The 20,072-nt window shown below is 50.0% G+C and carries 20 protein-coding genes; 7 read left to right on the top strand and 13 right to left on the bottom strand.

The genetic code is table 11. The annotated features are described in order from the left end of the window. Positions 1 to 3: 3 nt before the first annotated feature. Positions 4 to 846 (bottom strand): hypothetical protein, encoded by an 843-nt coding sequence (locus tag MKY64_RS28135; RefSeq protein WP_036722951.1) that lies wholly within the window; start codon positions 844 to 846, stop codon positions 4 to 6. A gap of 139 nt (positions 847 to 985) precedes the next feature. On the opposite strand from MKY64_RS28135, the gene MKY64_RS28130 reads away from it, so the two are divergent. Both MKY64_RS28130 and MKY64_RS28125 read left to right on the top strand, forming a co-directional pair. Beyond that, positions 986 to 1,840 (top strand): LysR family transcriptional regulator, encoded by an 855-nt coding sequence (locus tag MKY64_RS28130; RefSeq protein WP_340957060.1) that lies wholly within the window; start codon positions 986 to 988, stop codon positions 1,838 to 1,840. A gap of 3 nt (positions 1,841 to 1,843) precedes the next feature. Then, complete coding sequence (locus MKY64_RS28125) at positions 1,844 to 2,122, top strand: helix-turn-helix domain-containing protein (protein ID WP_340957058.1); 279 nt, start codon at positions 1,844 to 1,846, stop codon at positions 2,120 to 2,122. Here the strand turns inward: MKY64_RS28125 and MKY64_RS28120 are convergent. The 6 genes from MKY64_RS28120 to MKY64_RS28095 form a co-directional block, all read right to left on the bottom strand. After that, positions 2,076 to 2,345 carry a hypothetical protein gene (locus MKY64_RS28120; protein WP_340958233.1) on the bottom strand — a complete coding sequence of 90 codons (270 nt, stop codon included), beginning with the start codon at positions 2,343 to 2,345 and terminating at the stop codon, positions 2,076 to 2,078. The genes MKY64_RS28125 and MKY64_RS28120 overlap by 47 nt on opposite strands. Before the next feature lie 195 nt (positions 2,346 to 2,540). After that, positions 2,541 to 3,053, bottom strand: a complete 513-nt coding sequence (locus tag MKY64_RS28115; protein WP_340957056.1) for an SMI1/KNR4 family protein — start codon at positions 3,051 to 3,053, stop codon at positions 2,541 to 2,543. Positions 3,054 to 3,136: 83 nt separating this feature from the next. Continuing rightward, positions 3,137 to 4,285, bottom strand: a complete 1,149-nt coding sequence (locus MKY64_RS28110) for a hypothetical protein (RefSeq protein ID WP_340957055.1) — start codon at positions 4,283 to 4,285, stop codon at positions 3,137 to 3,139. A 140-nt stretch (positions 4,286 to 4,425) separates the two neighbouring features. After that, entirely contained in the window at positions 4,426 to 5,394 is a 969-nt protein-coding gene (locus tag MKY64_RS28105) for a helix-turn-helix transcriptional regulator (protein WP_340957054.1), read from the bottom strand. 70 nt (positions 5,395 to 5,464) lie between these two features. After that, positions 5,465 to 5,932, bottom strand: a complete 468-nt coding sequence (locus MKY64_RS28100) for a hypothetical protein (protein WP_339252471.1) — start codon at positions 5,930 to 5,932, stop codon at positions 5,465 to 5,467. Positions 5,933 to 6,351: 419 nt separating this feature from the next. Next, on the bottom strand, positions 6,352 to 7,188 hold the full coding sequence (locus MKY64_RS28095; protein WP_339252472.1) for a helix-turn-helix transcriptional regulator: 837 nt from the start codon (positions 7,186 to 7,188) through the stop codon (positions 6,352 to 6,354). Positions 7,189 to 7,306: 118 nt separating this feature from the next. Between MKY64_RS28095 and MKY64_RS28090 the strand changes: the two genes are divergently transcribed. Beyond that, entirely contained in the window at positions 7,307 to 8,149 is an 843-nt protein-coding gene (locus MKY64_RS28090) for an NAD-dependent epimerase/dehydratase family protein (protein ID WP_339252473.1), read from the top strand. Between the two features lie 24 nt (positions 8,150 to 8,173). Here MKY64_RS28090 and MKY64_RS28085 read toward each other — a convergent pair whose 3' ends face one another. The 3 genes from MKY64_RS28085 to MKY64_RS28075 all read right to left on the bottom strand — a co-directional run bounded on the left by MKY64_RS28085 (position 8,174) and on the right by MKY64_RS28075 (position 10,302). Next, positions 8,174 to 8,575 carry a VOC family protein gene (locus MKY64_RS28085; protein ID WP_339252474.1) on the bottom strand — a complete coding sequence of 134 codons (402 nt, stop codon included), beginning with the start codon at positions 8,573 to 8,575 and terminating at the stop codon, positions 8,174 to 8,176. Positions 8,576 to 8,793: 218 nt separating this feature from the next. Then, complete coding sequence (locus MKY64_RS28080) at positions 8,794 to 9,789, bottom strand: zinc-binding dehydrogenase (protein ID WP_339252475.1); 996 nt, start codon at positions 9,787 to 9,789, stop codon at positions 8,794 to 8,796. Positions 9,790 to 9,933: 144 nt separating this feature from the next. After that, complete coding sequence (locus MKY64_RS28075; RefSeq protein WP_339252477.1) at positions 9,934 to 10,302, bottom strand: DoxX family protein; 369 nt, start codon at positions 10,300 to 10,302, stop codon at positions 9,934 to 9,936. 189 nt (positions 10,303 to 10,491) lie between these two features. Here MKY64_RS28075 and MKY64_RS28070 point away from each other — a divergent pair, with 189 nt between their 5' ends. Beyond that, positions 10,492 to 10,845: a winged helix-turn-helix transcriptional regulator gene (locus MKY64_RS28070; protein ID WP_339252479.1), complete on the top strand. Its 354-nt coding sequence runs from the start codon at positions 10,492 to 10,494 to the stop codon at positions 10,843 to 10,845. Here MKY64_RS28070 and MKY64_RS28065 read toward each other — a convergent pair. Then, complete coding sequence (locus tag MKY64_RS28065; protein ID WP_339252481.1) at positions 10,842 to 11,435, bottom strand: suppressor of fused domain protein; 594 nt, start codon at positions 11,433 to 11,435, stop codon at positions 10,842 to 10,844. The genes MKY64_RS28070 and MKY64_RS28065 overlap by 4 nt on opposite strands. Before the next feature lie 29 nt (positions 11,436 to 11,464). After that, complete coding sequence (locus tag MKY64_RS28060; RefSeq protein WP_339252483.1) at positions 11,465 to 12,052, bottom strand: TetR/AcrR family transcriptional regulator; 588 nt, start codon at positions 12,050 to 12,052, stop codon at positions 11,465 to 11,467. 263 nt (positions 12,053 to 12,315) lie between these two features. Here MKY64_RS28060 and MKY64_RS28055 point away from each other — a divergent pair, with 263 nt between their 5' ends. From MKY64_RS28055 to MKY64_RS28045, 3 genes are all read left to right on the top strand, one after another. Next, complete coding sequence (locus MKY64_RS28055; protein WP_340957047.1) at positions 12,316 to 13,470, top strand: MFS transporter; 1,155 nt, start codon at positions 12,316 to 12,318, stop codon at positions 13,468 to 13,470. Positions 13,471 to 13,587: 117 nt separating this feature from the next. Next, positions 13,588 to 14,871, top strand: coding sequence for an MFS transporter (locus tag MKY64_RS28050; protein WP_340957045.1), 1,284 nt, complete (start codon positions 13,588 to 13,590; stop codon positions 14,869 to 14,871). A 103-nt stretch (positions 14,872 to 14,974) separates the two neighbouring features. Continuing rightward, positions 14,975 to 16,690: an ABC1 kinase family protein gene (locus MKY64_RS28045; RefSeq protein WP_340957044.1), complete on the top strand. Its 1,716-nt coding sequence runs from the start codon at positions 14,975 to 14,977 to the stop codon at positions 16,688 to 16,690. Positions 16,691 to 16,811: 121 nt separating this feature from the next. Here MKY64_RS28045 and MKY64_RS28040 read toward each other — a convergent pair whose 3' ends face one another. After that, positions 16,812 to 19,925, bottom strand: coding sequence for an ATP-binding response regulator (locus MKY64_RS28040; RefSeq protein WP_340958189.1), 3,114 nt, complete (start codon positions 19,923 to 19,925; stop codon positions 16,812 to 16,814). Positions 19,926 to 20,072: the final 147 nt, after the last annotated feature.

Below are 20,072 nucleotides of genomic sequence, written 5' to 3'. Positions count from 1 at the left end.
GCTCTAGCTCCCGGCTTCCCTTTTTAATAAAAATTGATACACTTCATCACCCGCTAAATCCCACTCTACTTTGCTTTCTGGAATCTGAGCAAGCGGGGTGGTTAGCAGTGGATGGTCTACTGAAACGTTATTGAGTCCCTCGGCCTGTCTCATATTTTGGATGAGCCGGATTTCATAAGGGATGTAATTCAAGCATAGAATTTCTGCGAATTTATGGGGAAGATCCAGTGAGCTGTGGATATGGTAATCGCTGATTTCACTCATCAGGCTGCTCAGCAGCTCTTCATCGGTGGTGTAGCAATGGTCGAGAACTCTCCGGTACACATGCTGCTCCGGCAGCACCGAATACAGCTTCTGATTGATCTGCTCCGTGACGAATAAGTCATGTAACAACGCCATGAACAAATGATGTGTCTCGTTGCGGGTATAGCGCTGCGCATCCTCTTCAAAAATCATCTGGAAATAATCCCTGGCCAATTGTGCCAGCTCCTTCATATCCCATAGCAAGGCCAGCCCTATAATACTGCCTATCGTTCTTGAAGAGACCTCTTTATATTTGAACAGCCTCCGCAGAATATGCTTCTCCCAATACAGAAACCGGGTAACATACTTCCATCCTTCCTGTTCCCCGTTCAGAATCAGGCTTTTCGGATAATCTCCGCCATGTACACCAATTCCAAGCGTCAGGTTTCTGGCGATGGTCTCTTTGTATCCGTCTTTGATATCGTCCTGGATACTTTCCTTAATTAACGTATACCATTCTCTGAGTTCATCTTCGGATACGGTTCTCTTCTGGAGGGTACGAATCTCTTTGTTGAACGCATTTATTAATTTGCTGTGCTCCATCTGCTCACTCCCTGTAAAAGATCGTTAATCCAGGCGGCCCTTACGGGTGCCGGATTTGTCATCAAGGATGGAATTCAGTACAATGATCAGCATCGGAAGGTACTACCATAGATTATGATATACAGAAGGTGACACCGCAATGGAAAGTGGAGATTTGAGGATTTTTCAGGCTGTTGCCCGTGAGGGTACGATTACGAAGGCTGCGCAAGCCTTGAACTATGTTCAGTCCAATGTGACCAGCCGGATTCAGTTCCTGGAGGCCGAGCTGAAGGTCCCGCTGTTCCACCGGTCCAACCGGGGAATGAAGCTAACGCCTGCGGGTGAGAACCTGCTGGAATACGCGAATGCCATACTGATGCTAATGGACGAGGCTGTCCAATCAACACAATACTCTGAGCACCCGGCCGGCCCGCTGCGGATTGGCTCCATTGAGACGACAGCGGTTATTCATCTGACGACGATGATCGCCGATTACCATTCCCGCTACCCCGATGTCCATCTGTCTCTCATCACAGGCGAAACGCATGATCTTCTGCACAAGTTGCTAGATTACAAACTGGATGGCGCCTTCGTCTATGGACCCATAGACCAGCCGGATATCGGGCATGTTGCGGCTTACGAGGAGGAACTGGTGCTCATTGCTGAACCGGGGACAACTGAGTTGCATGAGTTGCTGCACAAGCCCATGCTGTTCTTCGACGTTGGCTGCACGCACCGGGTCAAAGCGGAGCGCTTCCTGAGCGAGAGCGGCATGCACTCGGTTCAAATCCGGGAATTCGGCACGCTGGAAATGATACTACACGGAGTATCTGCCGGACTCGGCGTATCGCTGCTGCCTAAGTCCTCGATCCGCAAGGCAGAAGAGGCCGGACGAATTATCTCCCACCGCCTCCCCGAAGAATACCGGAAGCTAGAGGTATGGTTAATATACCGCCGCAACTCCGTGCTTTCCAGTGCAATGTCCAGGTTTTTGGAGATGGTGGGGCAGAGATAGATAATGATAAAAGGAGTATTTTCCTTGAACGATACACCCAACACACTTAAACAAATTATCGGAAAAACCGTTAAAGCGATACGAATCAAACAAGGCTTGAGCCAAGAGGACCTTGCTCACAAATGTAACGTAGATCGTTCCTATATCTCTATGATCGAAGTCGGCCGCAACGAGCCATCCATCACCAAAATATTTGAGCTTTGCAGAGGTTTAAAGATTACTCCCTCCTTCTTCATTAAATTGATTGAACTTGAGTATGACAGAGACCGGGAGCAGGAATGAAACAACTCTCTAGCTCTATCCAAGCATAAAATGCCTGCGGCATCCCCATTGTGATCGGTTTTTCGACCATATCCGGCCCACACGCCTCTGCCGCACCGAATGTGATCGGTTTTTCGACCATATCCAGCCCACACGCCTCTGCCGCACCGAATGTGATCGGTTTTTCGACCACATCCGGCCCACACGCCTCCGCCGCACCGAATGTGATCGGTTTTTCGACCATATCCGGCTGTTCGGTGAAATCAGGAAGTCATTCCTATTACTGAACCAGAATATAGTCATCCTGCCGATGCTCCAAGACACTTACCCCCAACTTTATGCACAACTTATCCACATCGGACGAAAGTCATAATCTCCTAATCAATAAAAAAGATCAGAACCTATTCTCTCAGGTTCTGATCTTCTCGCATCTTACAATCTATCTACTCGAATCCGACATCATCCAGGCCAGGAATTCCCCGAACGAATCGGCTACCTTCTCAACCTCTTCAAATTCAGGCTCAGCTCCACGGACAATAGCCCCGCTGTCTATCGTTAAGTCAATGGCGTAGAAGGAATATCCGTCCCCCACAGACATTACGATTGGCAAGTGATGATCCCACCAGGCTATGATCTCGGACTCCCAAGCTGGATCACCTGCTGCCGCCTCCACACTAAGCATTTCAAATTCATTCCACCGGAATTCGGTTTCCGCGCTATGATTGAATTCTGCTTCACATATAAACCAGGTTTGCTCATCCGGTGCAACGCAGGTCTCAACTATCTTTAGAAATTCTAAATACTCATCGGGTAGTCCTTGATATCGGGAAGTAATCCCGCTATCTAAATGTAGCTGAGAACCGGATTTCCTCTTTATCTCCCAGCCCTGCTCCTCCGCCCAAGTCATAAATTCCCTGATAAGAGCTTTTCCTTTTCCACTATTCGTGTCCAAAAGATACACCCGCCCATCTGCTTAAGAAATGGAAACTACCACACTAATATACCATTTCCGCAGGGCTGCTTACATACAGCAGATCATTCCTTTACCTTAAGCTGCCACGTTGCCTCCCTGCCTTCCCACTGCTTACCGTTAGCCACATAGTACTCTCTTTCCACCGACCCATCTGTTTTGGTAAAACTAATGGCAAATACCTGACCTTCTGCGATTTGCATCGGGTATTGATCATACGGAAGAACATTACCCGTCTGTGTCAGCTTGCTGGCATCTTCGTAAGCATCTTCTAATCGCCAAAACTCCCAGTAAACATAATCCCTGAATCCACTCATGTCCTGCTTCCCGTAATACGATGCTGCATACTTCTTACCCTGCATAGTGATTTCTTCTACTCTGAGCGGTTCAATATCCTTCACCATCCAGCTAATATCCTCGGAGTGCAGGTTGCCTCCATAGTGCTTATGTAATTGATTGGCCATGCAAGGAACAGACTTGGTAAAAAGATCCATTTCATTGACTCCGGTGTGCGCTGAGCCGTAAATACCCATAATGCTCTCGTTACCCAATTTCTCCAATTCACGGATGAAATTCTCCGCCATCTTATTCTCCCGGTATACACCATCATAACTGCTGTAATATCTCTGCCCTTGTTGAATCGCCTCGGCAGTTAAGGTATACATCTCCGATCCGGTGAGATTGTTGTCGGCAAGATAAGACAAGAACCGCTTACCGGTTGTATCCCCTTGATGCCCAACATCGGTACCATGAAAAATAGTCTCCGGGCATTCGCTCTTTATTTTCTTATAGAACGTCTTCGTATATGGCGTGTGACTCTCCGTCCCTTCCGAGTCCTGGTAAAGCGCCTCCAGAATGTCGTCATTGTCCGCCTTCATCCACAGATTCAAGAATTCCGCAGCGAAATAGGACTGTTCCACGAACAAGTGCCTCATGCCCTTGTTGTGATAATAATCAGACCAGAGTTCATATTCCTTGTCCATAATTTTGGCAACGCCATGGGCTTCACCATACAGATAAATCTGGCCGGTTGCTCTCGTCACCACGGGGGTTGCCTCAGAGGTTGCCTCGCCTGTTATCTTGGCTGGCTGCGATGTTGAACTGGCCTCTTCACCCCCAGAAAAGTTGCTGCGGCAGGCTGTAAGGCTGCTAAGCAGGAGTATGACCATTAGAACTATTACACTACCATATTTATTGGAGCTTTTCGCACTCATAACCAGGATCAACCTTTCTTCATCAACTTTTTACAAGTTAATCACAGATTATGGATGTTCTCAGTGCTGTATGTCATGCGCCTAGTTCTATTGAAAAGGAAAGCACCCGCTGCGTTCATGCAGCAGGTGCTTGGCAGCGGTTAAGACTTCCGCACAGGCCGGACATACTTGAAGTACCGATCCGGGTTGAAATAGAAGTAGATGATCCGGCCGGGGGTGAGATCGAAGCAGTAGCCAGTGCCTGTATAGTCAAAAGCAGCCATCGCCTGCTCCATCCGTTCCTCGACACTGCGGTTCTCCTGCTCATAATCGAATGGCCCGTGCTCGAATACGATATACTCGGCCTCGGGGACATCCGCCATCAGCATCTGCGCGGGGACTTCACCTTCATACTCATAAGGGAGACGCACACCATAACACTCTGTACGCGGAAATCCCCAATCGCAGAGCCTGCCGTCCGGGTCATTCATATACGCCATAATCTGGCCGTTGCCGCTGTTCGTATCGCTTCCGCCGTCATCATCCAGCTTCCCCTTGATACTATCCAGCAAGCCGCTGATGGTTTCGCAGTCCTGCCCTGGAATCAGGCTCTGCTTCTGCCAGAAATCCCAGTACCCGTTGCTCTCGTAGTTCTTAATGTGCAGGAATTTGTGCGCGGGAATGGTTACGAAATAAATCTTAACCTCTTCTGTAGATTTCACCATGCCAACCTCTCCTAGTCCGAAAAAGTAGCGGTCAAACGGGTTGATTTTGGTCCGCAGGACGACAGGGTACGGGTGCCTCCGGTACTCGCTTGGGGCTACACCATAGGTCACCTTGAACGCGCGCGTAAAGGCTTCATGGGAGGAGAATCCATAGTCGAGCGCAATATCCAGAATGCTTTTTCCGCTGTCCCGCACCTCCTTCAGTGCAAAAGCCAGCTTCCGGTGGCGAAGGTAATCCCTAAGCTGCATCCCGGATATCTCTTTGAATTTCCTCGTAGTATGAAACTCCGAATAACCCAGCTTGTCAGCAAGAGATTGCAGTGTTATGGCCTCACTGTTATGCTGCTTAATGCTTTGGTCCATATCATCGACAATGATCTGGATCTGCCTGTGCCACTCGTACACCGTCCGCTCACCCCCTCGTTCCAACCGCTCTATGTTCATTCTAGAATACTGGAAAAGGCATTTCTTGATTCTACTTGCGGCATGGGATCAGCCTCATCTCTGTAAGATGATCCAGATTGATCTCGATCCTCAGCTCATCATGCTCATTCATCGCGATTAATGTCCGGTCTTCAATACTTAATTGCTTGATAGGATTGGTGACATCCGAGAAAAAAGCCCAAACCATATTGCCGCCCGCATCGGTGCAGGCAATGAAGCCCTCATTCCCCATCTGCCCGTCCCCGCCGTAGATTGTACCGCCCTCATAATCCAGACTCGTCCATGCATCAACAATGGTCCAAGGATCATCGTTATGCTTCACAATGCTCTCAATCGTTGTGTCACACAAGGGGGAACAGCGCATTGTACGCTGACGGGTATTCGGGTCGTAACAGGTCTCAATATTCAGAATCGTAATGCTGCCATCTGCCCAAGCAATACAATTGATCCCGGGCAGCTCACACTCCTCCGTCCAATGCTTCAGGATTAAGTTACTCATGGCTCTATCCTTCCGTTTCGCTGATTTCCTGTACATATACCATTTCTGTTAACCGCCCCGTTTTCCCTTCTCAAGGGTAAAAGACCATCCTAATTAATCAAGTGATTTCAGTCCATAAATGCGGTAAGGGATGAGGCTGTATCTGTAGCGAAAAAACAGGGGTAAGTGTATTCTGTGCAACTAAAAACAGTGAAACGGAAGTCCATCTTCTTCTAATTGTAGTCTGTACAACTAAATTTGACTGGATGGGCAAAAATCCAGAACTAGAGGCATTTTAATTGCACGAAATACATCTAAAAAGAGATTTGGCGGCACATCCGGCGATTTAGTTGTACAAATTGCAATTAGGACTACCCCTACTAGGTCCGATTTATGTACAAAAAAGCTGGAGGCCCCATTGGAGGCCTCCAGCTTTTTATCTATTTCACTTGTGCCCCAAGAGTCTCCAGCATACGCTGCAGCCGCTCACTTGTCTCTGTTGAAGCTGTGTAGATCATTACCTTCAGATCCGGATTACCCGGAGGCTGCAGGGTCACATGCTCAAACTCCATCTCGCCGATCCGGGGATCATATCTCTGTTTGTGGTGGTCTGCTACGGCCTGAACCTCATGAAGCGGCCAGATCTCGCGAAAGAGCTGACTGTTCTGCATGAACTCTTCGATGAGCTGCTTAAACCTCGCATCATCAGGGAAGCGCGCGTAATCCGCACGGAACTGGGCAATCAGGACTTTGGCTCCAGTTCCCCAACCCTCTACGGATGGCCACAGCCCTGTCAAAAGATATCTGACCCAGTTGATTCTCTCCGGCACCGCATCCGCACACGAAGGTAACCGGAACACAAGCTCAGCCGCCTGATTCCACATCAGCATATCCCAATATCTCCCCAGCACAAATGCCGGATGCGGACCTAGCGCCTGGATCATCCGTTCAATGCCCGCAGGAATGTGCAGATCCGCTTCCCTGTCCTGTTGTACCGGTCTGGCAAGAAGATGCAGATGCTGGCGTTCATCCTCTGTTAACCGCAAGGCTCTGGCTATATTATTAAGCACTTCCTCCGATGGATTGACGTTCCGGCCTTGCTCCAGGGAGGTGTACCACGAGGTTCCGATATGGGCAAGCTGGGCTACTTCTTCCCGGCGCAGCCCTGTAATCCGCCGTCGCCCATAAGATTTCAACCCCACATCCTCCGGCGTAAGGCGTTCCCGGCGCGTACGCAGAAATTCACCCAATGATATTTTGGAAGAAACGTTCTCCATAGAATAGAATCGCCTCCTTATCCTGACACTCCCAATCATACGATAAAGGCAGGAAGGATGCTATTCGCGCGTCCCATTATACTCCTCCTATGACTTAACAACTTAGGAGGATCTGAGGATGAAGATTTTTGTAACTGGAGCAACAGGTAAGGTAGGAAGCCGTCTGGTTCCGCGTCTGCTCCAGCGCGGCCATCAGGTTAAACTCTTGGTCAGGGATACTGCCAGGGTGGAGGAGCTTCGCCAGCAAGGGGCTGAATGCGTAGAAGGCGATCTTCTGCAGCCGGAAGGATATCTTGAGGCACTGCGGGACATTGGCGTTGTGGTTCACTTAGCCGCCCAGTTCCGCGGCGTGGATGAGCAGACCACCCGAATAGCCAATATTGACGGCGCTGTGGCTTTGGCCCGTGCAGCGCTGGATGCGGATGTGCCAAGGTTCGTATTCGCAAGCACCAACCACGTCTACGGACCAGGAGGTCATTCCCGGCCCAGCCGGGAGGAGGATGACCTCCGGCCTGCTTTTGCCTATCCCCAGAGTAAGGCGGAAGCTGAAGCGGCGCTGCTGGCACTTCACCGTGAACAGGGCTTAGGGCTGCGTATTGTACGTTTTCCCTTCGTCTACGGTGAGCGCGACCCCCATATCGCGGAGGTACTGCCTTATTTCAGCCAATGGAATCCGGCCAGACGCATCCATATGGCCCATCATGCGGATATCAGCCAGGCACTGATGCTCGCCGCCTTCACGCCGGGCATCGACGGACGCATCTATAATGTGGCTGATGATGCACCGATCTCCGTGGCCGAGATGCTTCAGCTTCATCAGGCCGAACCCGCGCCTGAAGCTCTGCAGCAGCCATATGATCCATGGGACATGATTGTCGATACCTCGCGGATCAGAGACGAACTGCATTACCGCCCGATCTATCCGACGTTCTATACGGCAAGAGATGCAGGAGCGTTATGATCTAACCCGCCTGCACCTCTGTTATTACCTGCCCTCAAACCGTTTAACCGCATCCTCCGTCACCGGCTGAAAAAGGTTCACCAGGTTGCCGTCGGGATCACGGAACAGCATCGAGCGGTTCCCCCACGGCATCGTGGTTGGCTCCTGTACCCAATCCTCAACAGCTGGCTTCAAGCGTGCATACTCCGCTTCAACATCGTCAACGCGGAACTCCATAATAACCGTGCGGTTACTTCCCGCCACTACAGCATCTGCGCCGAATAGCTGTGCTGTCTTGGAGTGGCCGATGGCCAGAGTACATGTGGGCATAACGAATTCGGCAAATACCGGAGCGGGCCGCTCTGCCGTCCCCCCTGTCACTTGCTCATAGAACTCAACCAGACGATCGATGTCGTCAGTAATGATGCGTATCGAAGCGAAATTCATAAGTGTTCATCCTCTCTTGAATGTGTACATGTCTAATGATAAAAAAACGCTACTGACAACGTTATGTCAGTAGCGTTTTTAATGTAGACGAAAAACCGATCACATTCGGCTGACGAAAGGTTATCCGCTCCAAATGTAATCGAAAAACCGATCACATTCAGCGGGTGCAAGGCAATCGGGCCGAATCAGTAGCGCCTGCATGTCCTGTATCTCTACCCTTAGCCTATTCTCAGGGCAATATTCCCGAGCTGCTCCGCACGTTCCATCCGCTGAAGGGCAAGCGGGGTCTCCGCTAAGGAATACACGCTATCCATGATAGGGTGTATCTGATGCTGCTCCATGAACCGAAGCATCGCGGTGAACTCTTCATGGCTGCCCATGGATGTTCCAAGCAACTGAAGCTGCGGGAAGAAGATCGCTCTGGCCGGAATGGTGAGATCATCGCCCGAGCTTGCGCCGAACATGACGATTCTCCCGCCCGGCTTGATGACCTCGAAGTATTGCCCGAATGTGGCTGGACCTAGACTATCCAGGATCAGGTCTACAGGATGGTTCCCGAGTTCTTCCCTCCAACGGGTGTTGCTGTCTATAACCTGAGTAACCGGTAATTGCAGGGCCTCTGCACGCTTCGCTTCACTTCTGGACGTAACTGTAACCCGCGCCCCTGCCGCTGCCGCCATAAGAGCAGCAAACGTAGCCACTCCGCCGCCAATGCCCGGAATCAGTACATGGTCGCCCCACTTCAGGCCCCCTCTAGTGAATAACGCCCGATACGCAGTAAGTGCCGCTAAGGGTAAGACACCCGCTTCCTCCCAGGACAGATACACTGGCTTAGGCACAACATTCTGCTCAGGCACAATCACATATTCCGCAAAAGTCCCGTCTGCAGGGTAACCCAATATGTCAGGAACCACAGGTACCTCATCCGCCCGATTCCATCCGAGACATGGATTAATAATGACTTCCATCCCCTGAGCCAGGCCGCTTACCCCTTCACCCGTCTCTTCAATAACACCAGCCCCGTCTGAACCCAGCACACAAGGATGAATCGGACCCGGTGCACCTTCTGTAGCAGAAGCAGCAGCTATAATGAATAAATCCCGGTGATTGAGTCCGGCTGTCTTTAACCTTACCTTGACCTGTCCCTGTTCAGGACGCTTGTCCGGATGATCCGTATATTGCAGACCCTGCGGTCCAAGTGTAATTGCCTTCATCTTCATATCCTCCTGTTACGCTATAGTGGCTTCATACAAAGTGTAGGCTGTTCCAGCGGTTAGGTAAAATGACTAGAAGAGAAGGTGAGTATCATTAATAATGATAGCTGTAGTAATCCATTTAGTATGGTCAAGGGACGGGGCTTAGCCTCCCTGCAACAGCCGGAATCGGCCGGCAGCAATAATGACCGCCAGTACTATAAAGATGATGTTGATCCACACATTCGGTTCGCCCCGCAATAGATGGAAGACCAGACCGGAGCCTGCGGCAGCAGCCAGACCCATAGCGGCGAGCGGGGTAAGCTGCGGCTGGATGCGAAGAGCCATCGGCAAAATTAACCCCAAGACCCCCAGCAGCTCAGCGATGCCGATACCCATAACCAACCCCTGCGGCACATCATTCACCCAGCTCCAGGCCGCCCGGGCCGAGTCCAACTGAAATGCCTTCAGCCAACCCGAATACAAGAACCCCGCACCTAGAACAATCTGTAAGACCCATAACACGAAATTCATATACAATGTCACTCCTTCTCATATGTTTACGCAAGCCGCATCCGGGCCCTCCACTCGGGCAGGCGGTTCTTCTTGCGCTACAGAAACCTTAGCTGCATAATAATATGAAGGGTTTCCCATGAGAAGTAGACACTTTAATTAAACCTAGTTACTTCAAAGATACCTTACGTGAATCAAGGGGGCAGCGATATGACCTACTGCAAATTCGAGTCCGCATTAGAAATCTTCGTGGGGAAATGGAAGCCCGTCATTCTGCTGCGCCTGTTCAATAACGGAGCTATGAGATTCAGCGAATTACAGCGCGCCATTCCTGAGATCACCAAAAAAATGCTCACACAACAATTGCGTGAGCTGGAATACCATAATATTGTTCACCGTGAGATTTACCACCAGATCCCGCCGAAAGTGGAGTATTCCATCACGGAATACGGACGAAGCTTGTCCGGCATCATGCAGGCCATGAATGATTGGGGAGTCACCCACATCGAGCATCTGAACCAGTTATATGGTGCTGAACGTATCGGCGAACTGGAGTCTGACTAGCGCCGCGGATCAATAATAGAATGCTCGATCTCTTCGATGTAGGAATCAAAGGCCTCCACGCCTTCACTTAAGATTAATGCGGCCTCCTGCGCCGTGACTGGTAGCGCCCATACGATCTCAGCCTTCTCGCTCCCGACCTGAATCTCCTCCAGCTCTTCACTTTCTCCCCTCAGCTCATCCAGCAGAAAAGCAGTGGTTGTCCAGTTAGCCGGGGCCAGCGGACTCTCTTCCATCACTCTAGGTATCCGTGAATCACCTGCGCCCTCTATATGATGGGCGATAAGATCACTGAGATAGGTAAATATCCGGTCCATAGACTCTCCGCCTAAGTCAGAGGTCAGAGCCATCACCCACTCTGTACCCACAGCTTGCCCATTTAGGCGGTGAGTCGCGGATAACCCTACTGTTGCAAACCTCGCAATCTCTTCCCCCTCCACTGCAGGAAAATAATAGATCTCAACATAGGCTCCTGTTTCAGGCTTCTTCAGAATGACCCGGTATTCCGGCATCTGCCACTCCCGCATATAGGCACCCAAGATAAGGGTTCTGCGGATATCGAAGGAGAGCTCCCTCTCTTTAGTTGATTCCATGAAGATGGTCATCACCTTTCCTCTTTTGATTAGGATATGGTTAATAAGTTAAGTATCTCTTTTACAAAAGTATCAACAACTGCTCTGTCAGGACGGGACTTCAGGAACACCGTAAGTCCTATTAACGAAATGACCAGTGTCTGCGCCAGATTCTTGGCATTAATCCCGGCAGCTAGCTCCCCTGACCGCAAGCCCCGTTCAATCGTTTCCTGGAAGATGACCGAGAGGTACATCTGATGTTCCCTGGTCAGGATCTCAAATTTCTCATCATGGGGAGCTAGTTCCACCATTGAATTGATGCAGAAGCACCCCGTGCTCGGGCTTTTCTCATATTCTTTGGACACCACATCTTCAAAAAAAGTACGGAATGCCTCTTTCACCGAAGAATGCTTGTGCAGACTGCCCCGGACATAGGCGGCATGGGAACTTGTATATTTTCGCAAGGCAGCTTCAAATAATCCTTTTTTATCTCCAAAGGCAGAGTATAGGCTTGGACGCTGAATGCCCATTCTTGCGGTTAAGTCGCTTAAGGAGGCAGCCTCGAACCCTCTTTCCCAAAATACATGCAGCGCTGCATCCAGCGCCTTGTCCTCATCAAATTCACGCGGCCGGGCCATAGATCTCCCTCATTTCGTATCGAATGGTATATTACGATTGTATTTGACTAAGTAGCCCCTGTCAATTAGAGCAATTTATATCCGACTCTTCCCGCTTTCCCCTTGACAATTAATTTTGGTTAGCGGTATATTTATCAGGAATTATTTCATACCGTTCAGTATATTATTATATCCATATATCGAAGGAGGCGTTATCTCTGGTTAACTTTGTAAAAGAACCGCAAGCCATTACCGCACCATCCGGGCCAACGCCTGCATCTTCAATGACCCGTAAGGTTGCGCTCTTATTTGCCATCACCTGCGGACTGGCGGTAGCCAACATTTATTACGCCCAGCCCTTACTGGACGCGATCTCCAGCGAATTCGGGATTACGCATTCTTCCGTCGGCATCGTGATTACAGTGACTCAGATTTGTTACGCCCTTGGACTACTGTTGCTGGTGCCGCTGGGCGATCTGCTGGGTCGGCGCTGGCTGATCGCCGGACAGATGCTGGTATCCGTGCTGGCTTTGGTTGTTGTGGGCACTGCCCCCACCAGCATGGTGTTATTCATAGGCATAGCTACGGTCGGACTGCTTGCGGTAGTGACACAGACGCTTGTTGCATTCGCAGCAACTCTGGCTGCCCCGGCCGAACGCGGGCGCACGGTCGGTGTGGTGACCAGCGGAATTGTCATTGGGATTCTACTGGCGCGGACATTCGCCGGCGCGTTAACGGATCTGGCCGGTTGGCGTTCGGTCTACCTTGTCTCCGCAGGACTCACGTTAATCATGGCAGGTGTATTGTTCAGGGTGCTGCCGCAGTCTGAGCCCCGGAGAGAATCCTTATCCTATCCGCAGCTTCTCCGTTCACTGTTCACGCTGTTCGCACAAGAACGGCTGCTGCGAATCCGTGCTGTGTTATGCCTGCTGATTTTCGCCGCATTCAGTATCTTGTGGACTTCCCTGGTGCTGCCGCTCAGCGCTCCGCCGCTGTCCCTGTCACATACCGCGATTGGAGCGTTTGGTCTCGCCGGAGTTACCGGGGCGTTAGCAGCAGCGCGGGCAGGCCGTCTGGCCGATCGGGGTTTGGGGCAAAAGACCACCGGCGTGGCATTGACTCTGCTGCTTCTTTCATGGCTGCCAATCAGTTATACTCCGCATTCGCTGCTCGCGTTAATCATTGGGATTATCCTTCTTGACCTGGCCGTACAAGCCGTACACGTCACCAACCAGAGCATGATCCTTCATCTGCGCCCGGAAGCCCGCAGCAGAATTACTGCCGGTTACATGGTCTTCTATTCGATTGGCAGCGCCACAGGATCGATTGCATCCACCAGTATGTATGCATACTCGGGCTGGAACGGAGTGTGCTTGCTCGGTGCAACAGTCAGTGCTCTGGCTCTGATATTCTGGGCGTTAACCCGTCATATGAAATGAACAATCTAACGGCTTCATATTCCCTCAGTGAGGTTTGTCAAAATCTTAAATTTCCATTATTGTTATCCTTATCTTACATTTGACGTTATGGATGCAGAAATGGAGGCCCCGAATTTCTTGAGACCACAGTTATTAACACGTTCCTTCTATTATCTCTGGACGACCCAGACGGCCGCGAATGCTGCCGATGTCTTGTATATTATGGCCCTGACAGTGCTGGTGCTGGACCGGACGGATTCCCTTGTCTCGGCGGCGCTGATGCCGCTGATGCGCAGCTCGGCCCAGATGGTGAGCGGCTTCATTGCGCCGCTGCTCATCAACCGGATCAAGCTGCCCTCGCTGCTGCTGATCTCACAGACAGGCCAGTTCCTGCTGTTTGTGCTGCTGGCTCTGTATCTGCAGCTTAACGGCGCGGCTGCTTCACTCACACTTGTCTTTGCTCTGGTCTTCGTCATGTCCTTCCTCGACGGCTGGACCGTTCCAGCCCGTAATGCGCTGGTGCCGCGGCTCGTAACGCGGGAGGAAGGGCTGCTTCAAGCCAACGGTCTGATCAGCGTCAGCGATCAGGTCGTGCAGTTTGCGGGCTGGGGACTGAGCGGCCTATTGGTCGCATTCCTTGGGCCCAGCCCGGCGCTGCTACTGACAGCGGCCATCTATGGGCTGGCGGCCGCATTTACGCTTGGCGTGAGAGAGCCAGCAGAAGCAATGGCTCAGATGCAGGGGCAGCCGGCGGGCTTGGAGCCGGTACCCCCATCCTCTTCGAAGTGGAAGACCTTGACCGAAGGCTGGCAAGTCATCTGGCGTATGCCCCGCCTGCGGATGCTGACCTTCATGGACATCATCGACATGCTTGGAGGCTCGGTCTGGGTCGGTGCGTTCACGCTGGCCTTCGTCCAGGTGGCGCTGAAGCAAGGCGAAGAATGGTGGGGCTTCATTAACGCAGCCTATTTCGCAGGAACGGTCGGCGGCGGGCTGCTGGTCCTGTCGGCAGTGCGTCTCATCGGCAACCGTTATCTGGGGGCGATGCTCATCGGTATGGCGGGCTATGGCCTGCTCACCATGGTGTATGCTCTGAATACCCAGCCGTATATAGCACTGGTCCTTGTCCTGCTGATGGGACCGTTCGCGGAGCTGTCGGTGATTAACCGGCGTACCCTCATCCAGCGCAGCACCAGTAAGCAGATGCTGCCCAAGGTGCTGTCGGCGCAAGCCTCGCTGCTGCATCTGGTGTTCTGCATCTCGCTGCTGGTCATGGCGGGACTGGCCGAACGGTTCGGGATCGTCAACCTGTATCTGCTGGCGGCGGTTTTGACATCGCTGGCTTTGGTGGTCGGCTTGCTCGGCCGCCTGGCATTCAGGGACGAACCTGAGTCATCAGCAGCCAGCCGCCCAAGCCTTTAATTGTATATCTGTCTGGTATGAAATATCATACAATTAGGCTCATGGATGATTAGAAGGAGAGATTTGGGATGCAGCATAATAACTCTGTGGTAGATGAACAAGTATGAGCGAATTCCTGAAATTAATGAAGGATGCAAGGTTCAGAAGAACCATGCGGATGATTTTCAAGTTCGCCTGGGATTTCTGGTGGCTGGGCAAGCTGAAGGTTGTGATGTCAAGGCGGCGCTTTGCAGCGAAGCAACGGGCCTTATACCGCAAGCAGGCAGCGTATTTCACGACTACCGCCATGGATATGGGCGGGCTAATTATCAAGCTTGGGCAGCATGTGAGTGCGCAGGTGGATATGCTGCCGAAGGAAGTTATTGAAGAATTGTCCAAGCTGCAGGATTCTGTAGAATTCGTAGATTTCTCCGAGATCCAGCAGAAGGTAGAGCGTGAACTCGGGGTATCCATCAGCAAGATGTATGCTGAGTTCAGCGAGACTCCTATTGCAGCAGCATCCTTCGGACAGGTCCACCGGGCCACCTTACGGACAGGTGAGCAAGTCGCCGTGAAGGTGATGCGGCCCGGGGTGGAGGACATTATCGCGATTGATTGGAAATCCATTCAGGTCGCTATTTCGTTATTGAAGCGCCAGAAGCTAATTACAGACTTCATGGATCTTGATGCCGTGTATGATGAGTTTCATGACACCATTATGGAGGAGCTCGACTATCAGCAAGAAGGGCGTAATGCCGAAGAGTTCAAGCAGCAGCTAGCCCACCGGAAGGATGTCGTGATTCCGCACATCCATTGGTCCTGTACTACATCGCAGGTGCTGACCATGGAGTTTATGGAAGGTGTCAAAATCAATGATTTCGCCAAGCTCGACGTTTGGGGGGTGGACCGGACCCAATTGGCAACATCGCTGATCGAAATGTTCGTGGAACAGATTTTATTGAATGGCTTGTTTCACGCAGACCCGCACCCGGGCAATGTGCTCGTGCAGCCTGACGGCACCATCGCCTTGATTGATTTTGGAATGGTCGGGCGGATCGCCCGTGATATGAAGACCCAGATGGTAGCCCTTCTGCTGGCCGTATATTTGAAAGACGCCCACGGCGCTATCGACGCTCTTAATCGTTTGAGATTCTTAAGACGCAATGTAGATCTGGAGGTCTTCTCCAGGAATCTTACGTTATTATTCGAACAAATCAACGGCGATACGTTCGATCTGAGTTTTGTGACGTCAGGCGACAATGTGGAAGAACTGCGTAATTTCCTCTACTCCCAGCCTTTTCAATTACCTGCCAATACCACATTCCTGGGCAAAGCCATAGGCACCGTGTACGGACTCTGTACCGGACTGGACCCGGATCTTGATCTGGTTGGGACGGTTAAGCCTTATGTGGAACAGGTGGTGCGGAGGGATCTGCGGGGAAGTGTTATCTCCAAAGTTGTAGAGGATGGCAAGAATATGCTCAAAGACATCCTTCCAACGACCAAGAAGTTCATGTCTGCAATCGATAAAATGGATAGCGGAGGCTTAAGGGTCAAGCTGGCGAGCTCCCTCGAGCAAAAATTAATCGAGACGCAGAATAAAAATACACAGCGGTTAATTGCCACCATCATTGGCGCAGTATTACTTCTGGCCGGGGTCAACCTGTGGAATGAAGTGAATCCCATCGTCTCTTATGTACTCGGCACCCTGGGCCTGCTCGTTATGCTGAGCCAACTCCGAACGAGACAAGGCCGCCGGGACGAAAGACATGCCAGACAAATCAACGCTATGCGTGAACGTAGCCGGTTGGAGAAGCCGAAGTCTAAATCGCGTGGATAACGAAAGGTGGATAACATTAACGCTTCGTACGAAACTAAACTGTACAAGTGGAAACGGCTTTGCCGTCCTTTTAAAGGACGGTACCGTTACCACTTCATCCTTCCGGCCGATCTCATCATTGTTATTCATTACTGCTGAGCGGAACGTGAAAAGTTACCGTTGTCCCTGCATCCAGCGAGCTTGTGATATGAAGGCCTGTTCCGAAATGCCGCTTCAAGCGCTGATCCGTATTGATTAATCCGACGCCGGAACTACTGCTTTTACGCCTTTCCAATAATCGCTGCAATTGAACCTCATCCATTCCGACCCCATCATCTTTAACTGTGATCTCTGCCCGGGTCTCCACGAAGGAAATACGTATGACAATGCTGCCTCCACGCTTGCGCTTCATGATTCCATGTTTAATTGCATTCTCAACGAGAGGCTGAATCGTAAGAAACGGGACTTTGATGCACCTGTGATCATCAATCTCCCAAATCACCTGCAGCCTCTCTTCAAACCGCACCTGTTCAATATATAAATAAGAACGCACTAAACTCAGCTCTTCTGCAACCGGAACAAGACTTTCAATGTTCTGGAATTTAAATTTGTTTCGCAGATAATTAGTGAATTCATCAAGCAAATCACGCATCTTCTCCAGATTAATATCCGTTAACGCTGATATAGCATTCAAAGCATTAAACAAGAAATGAGGCTTAATTTGGGCTTGCAGCCATACAGTCTCTAATCGCAGCTGTTCCCGAATGGATTGCTTAATCGTCGTTAGCGCCTGTATCCGCAATTTAAGTTCTATGGCTTCTACCGGCTTCGTCACATAATCGTTAGCTCCCGCCAGGAAACCGCTATGTATATCCTGTGGCTGGCTTCTAGCAGTAAGAAGCAGAACAGGAAGCTCTGTGAAGGTAAATCGCTCACGAATCCTTCGTGTCAGTTCATATCCGGACATCATCGGCATCATGATATCAGAGATTACCACATCCCATTCCTTCGTACCCAGAATAGCCAACGCTTGTCTGGCACTGGTTACCATGGTTGTATCATATTCGTCTGGTGGCAGTATGGCTTCAAGCACTTGAAGGTTAACAGGATCATCATCAATAATTAATAAAACCGGACGGTCGGAATCCATCTTGAAGAACCTTGCCGGTGTCTCATCACTCAGAGGGTTTGCGTTGTGCATTTTCATTGGAACAGGTTCTTGAATTGCCACAGCAGATATGGGTAACGGTTCAAAAGATTTCGCCGGCGCACTCTCCGCCTCCGCTTCCAAGCCTGCCAGTTGTAAAGAGAAGCTGAATTGCGAACCTTCTCCTTTAATGGAGGTTACATCCAATGTGCCCCCATGAAGCTCCGCCAGTTGTTTGCTTATACTCAGCCCTAACCCGAAGCCGCCTTCAATCATGGTCTCCGTTGTGTTGGCTTGCTCGTATGGATGGAATAGGCATTTAAGCATGTCCTCATCCATTCCAATTCCGGTGTCAGCAACAACGATATAAGCCCTCCCGTCGTTTACATAAGCCGAAATCAAAATAAATCCATCATTTGTGTATTTCACAGCATTATGAAGTAAATTAAAGAGGATCTGAATAATCCGGTTCTCATCTGCATGGACCAGAGGAAAATCTTTAGGAATTTGATTTGTAATTTGTATAGATTTCACCTCTGCATTCAATTGCAGCATATCAAGTACTCCCGTCACGATCGGCTGGATCGGTATAACCTTTTTGCTGATACGGGGATTGCCTTCCCGCAGGCTCATCACATCAATCAAATCGTTTAATATCAAGGTTAGCCGGTGCCCTACAGAAGAAACAGTTTCAAGCTCTTTGATGCTTCTTGCCTGCATTACATGCTGTTCCCGTTTCATAACAGATTGTGATAGGTTGAGCATGCTGTGCAGCGGATTTTTGAACTCATGTGAAACATTCGCCAGGAATTGATCCTTATGATCATTCATTCTTTGCAAGGTTGTTGCTAGCTCATTCGTGTTTTCGTACATTTTAAAATAATTCCTAAACCATACTGAGGCCAAACACCCCATTGAAATAATCAAATCAAACGGATAATAGAGAAGATTATAACCGCCCTCCCGCCAGAAGAGCATCCAGATCACATGATGGATCAACGCAAGGATGGAGAACAACAATAACAGATTCCCTCTCATATCCTTGACCACTGTTCTACAGATCGCAATCGTTGCAACGACTCCAGCAGTACCGCCTAGCAGATTATACACAGGGAAGATGCTGGTTAACTGATATGTATCCAACAATAGCGTAATCCCTGCGGTCCCCAAGATCAGTGCCCTAAATACAGGATATATTCTGTGCCAAAGAGCTAGTTCGCGATGATTCGTACACTCCAATAATGCATAGGCTCCAACTAAAAAAGCTACATTGGATAGCCGGAAATCCCATACGTTGCCGATATAAATGATTTGATGGAACAGCTTCTCATCACTGCTTAACGCACCGCTTAGTGTGAAAGAGAATGTCAGCAAAGAGAAATACAGCAACTTTGTCTGCTTGTTACCCAATACAAATAATATAAACGCATAGGCAGAATGGATCAGAAAGATAACCGTTGTCAGAACCTGCATAGATACCGAAAGTTTCATCTCCTGGATAATTGCTTCTTCTGTCCCGAATTTAATAGACCGGACAATGCCACCGCTCCGGCTATCCACATAATTGGACGCTTGAATTACCAATTCGATTACACCATCTTTGTCGGCCCTAAAGGTTGTAGAATACGGAAGATTCTTAGCGATAGAGACTTCTTCTGAATCTGCTACCCGCCCGGATTTAGCCAGTAACCGGCCGTTTACGTATACTTCCGACGAAGTGCGTATACTTGGCACACGAATACTATAGTTGAGATCCTGCTGCGGATTCACATATATTCGTAAGCGGTACGAGCCGAATCCATATGGAGTAGAGGTCCCGGGATGCACAGCTTGGTTCCATCCCCCTGGAACTTGAATCATCCTTGGCTCACTCAAGGCCAAGCCCTGCTGCTTTTTGCCATCCTTGAACCAATATGAGGAATACAATTCCCATTCCCCGTCAAGCAAAACAATCTGCCCGTCTTCTGCATTCCAATTACGCAAATGGAGTTCCCCGTTTTTTATCGAATCCTGTTGTAAACCGCCAAACAACTCCATCCATAATAAGCGTGAGCCTGATAGAACAACTAATAGTAACCCCAGGAATAAAAAGATGTACTTCATTTTCATTTGGTGACCCCATGAAAAATTAGCCAAGAGTATCCCTCTCCTACTCATTTCTTCTTCTTTATCTATCGGCTTCATGTAGTTTTTTGCTAAGAAATTTTGTAGCACAAAAAACTCGCAAAAGCCCATTTACGCACCCTCCCGACCTAC

Origin of the sequence: Paenibacillus sp. FSL R7-0210, assembly GCF_038009085.1 — a bacterium.
Lineage (GTDB): Bacteria > Bacillota > Bacilli > Paenibacillales > Paenibacillaceae > Paenibacillus_AQ > Paenibacillus_AQ silagei.
Note: the sequence above shows the minus strand (reverse complement) of the source record. Positions and strands in the feature narration are given on the sequence as shown.

Coding starts and splice junctions, on each gene's coding strand:
- MKY64_RS28135 (WP_036722951.1), bottom strand. CDS start 846: ATGGAGCACAGCAAATTAATAAATGCGTTCAACAAAGAGATTCGTACC.
- MKY64_RS28130 (WP_340957060.1), top strand. CDS start 986: ATGGAAAGTGGAGATTTGAGGATTTTTCAGGCTGTTGCCCGTGAGGGT.
- MKY64_RS28125 (WP_340957058.1), top strand. CDS start 1,844: ATGATAAAAGGAGTATTTTCCTTGAACGATACACCCAACACACTTAAA.
- MKY64_RS28120 (WP_340958233.1), bottom strand. CDS start 2,345: ATGGTCGAAAAACCGATCACATTCGGTGCGGCGGAGGCGTGTGGGCCG.
- MKY64_RS28110 (WP_340957055.1), bottom strand. CDS start 4,285: ATGAGTGCGAAAAGCTCCAATAAATATGGTAGTGTAATAGTTCTAATG.
- MKY64_RS28100 (WP_339252471.1), bottom strand. CDS start 5,932: ATGAGTAACTTAATCCTGAAGCATTGGACGGAGGAGTGTGAGCTGCCC.
- MKY64_RS28095 (WP_339252472.1), bottom strand. CDS start 7,188: ATGGAGAACGTTTCTTCCAAAATATCATTGGGTGAATTTCTGCGTACG.
- MKY64_RS28090 (WP_339252473.1), top strand. CDS start 7,307: ATGAAGATTTTTGTAACTGGAGCAACAGGTAAGGTAGGAAGCCGTCTG.
- MKY64_RS28085 (WP_339252474.1), bottom strand. CDS start 8,575: ATGAATTTCGCTTCGATACGCATCATTACTGACGACATCGATCGTCTG.
- MKY64_RS28080 (WP_339252475.1), bottom strand. CDS start 9,789: ATGAAGGCAATTACACTTGGACCGCAGGGTCTGCAATATACGGATCAT.
- MKY64_RS28075 (WP_339252477.1), bottom strand. CDS start 10,302: ATGAATTTCGTGTTATGGGTCTTACAGATTGTTCTAGGTGCGGGGTTC.
- MKY64_RS28070 (WP_339252479.1), top strand. CDS start 10,492: ATGACCTACTGCAAATTCGAGTCCGCATTAGAAATCTTCGTGGGGAAA.
- MKY64_RS28065 (WP_339252481.1), bottom strand. CDS start 11,435: ATGGAATCAACTAAAGAGAGGGAGCTCTCCTTCGATATCCGCAGAACC.
- MKY64_RS28060 (WP_339252483.1), bottom strand. CDS start 12,052: ATGGCCCGGCCGCGTGAATTTGATGAGGACAAGGCGCTGGATGCAGCG.
- MKY64_RS28055 (WP_340957047.1), top strand. CDS start 12,316: ATGACCCGTAAGGTTGCGCTCTTATTTGCCATCACCTGCGGACTGGCG.
- MKY64_RS28045 (WP_340957044.1), top strand. CDS start 14,975: ATGAGCGAATTCCTGAAATTAATGAAGGATGCAAGGTTCAGAAGAACC.
- MKY64_RS28040 (WP_340958189.1), bottom strand. CDS start 19,925: ATGAAAATGAAGTACATCTTTTTATTCCTGGGGTTACTATTAGTTGTT.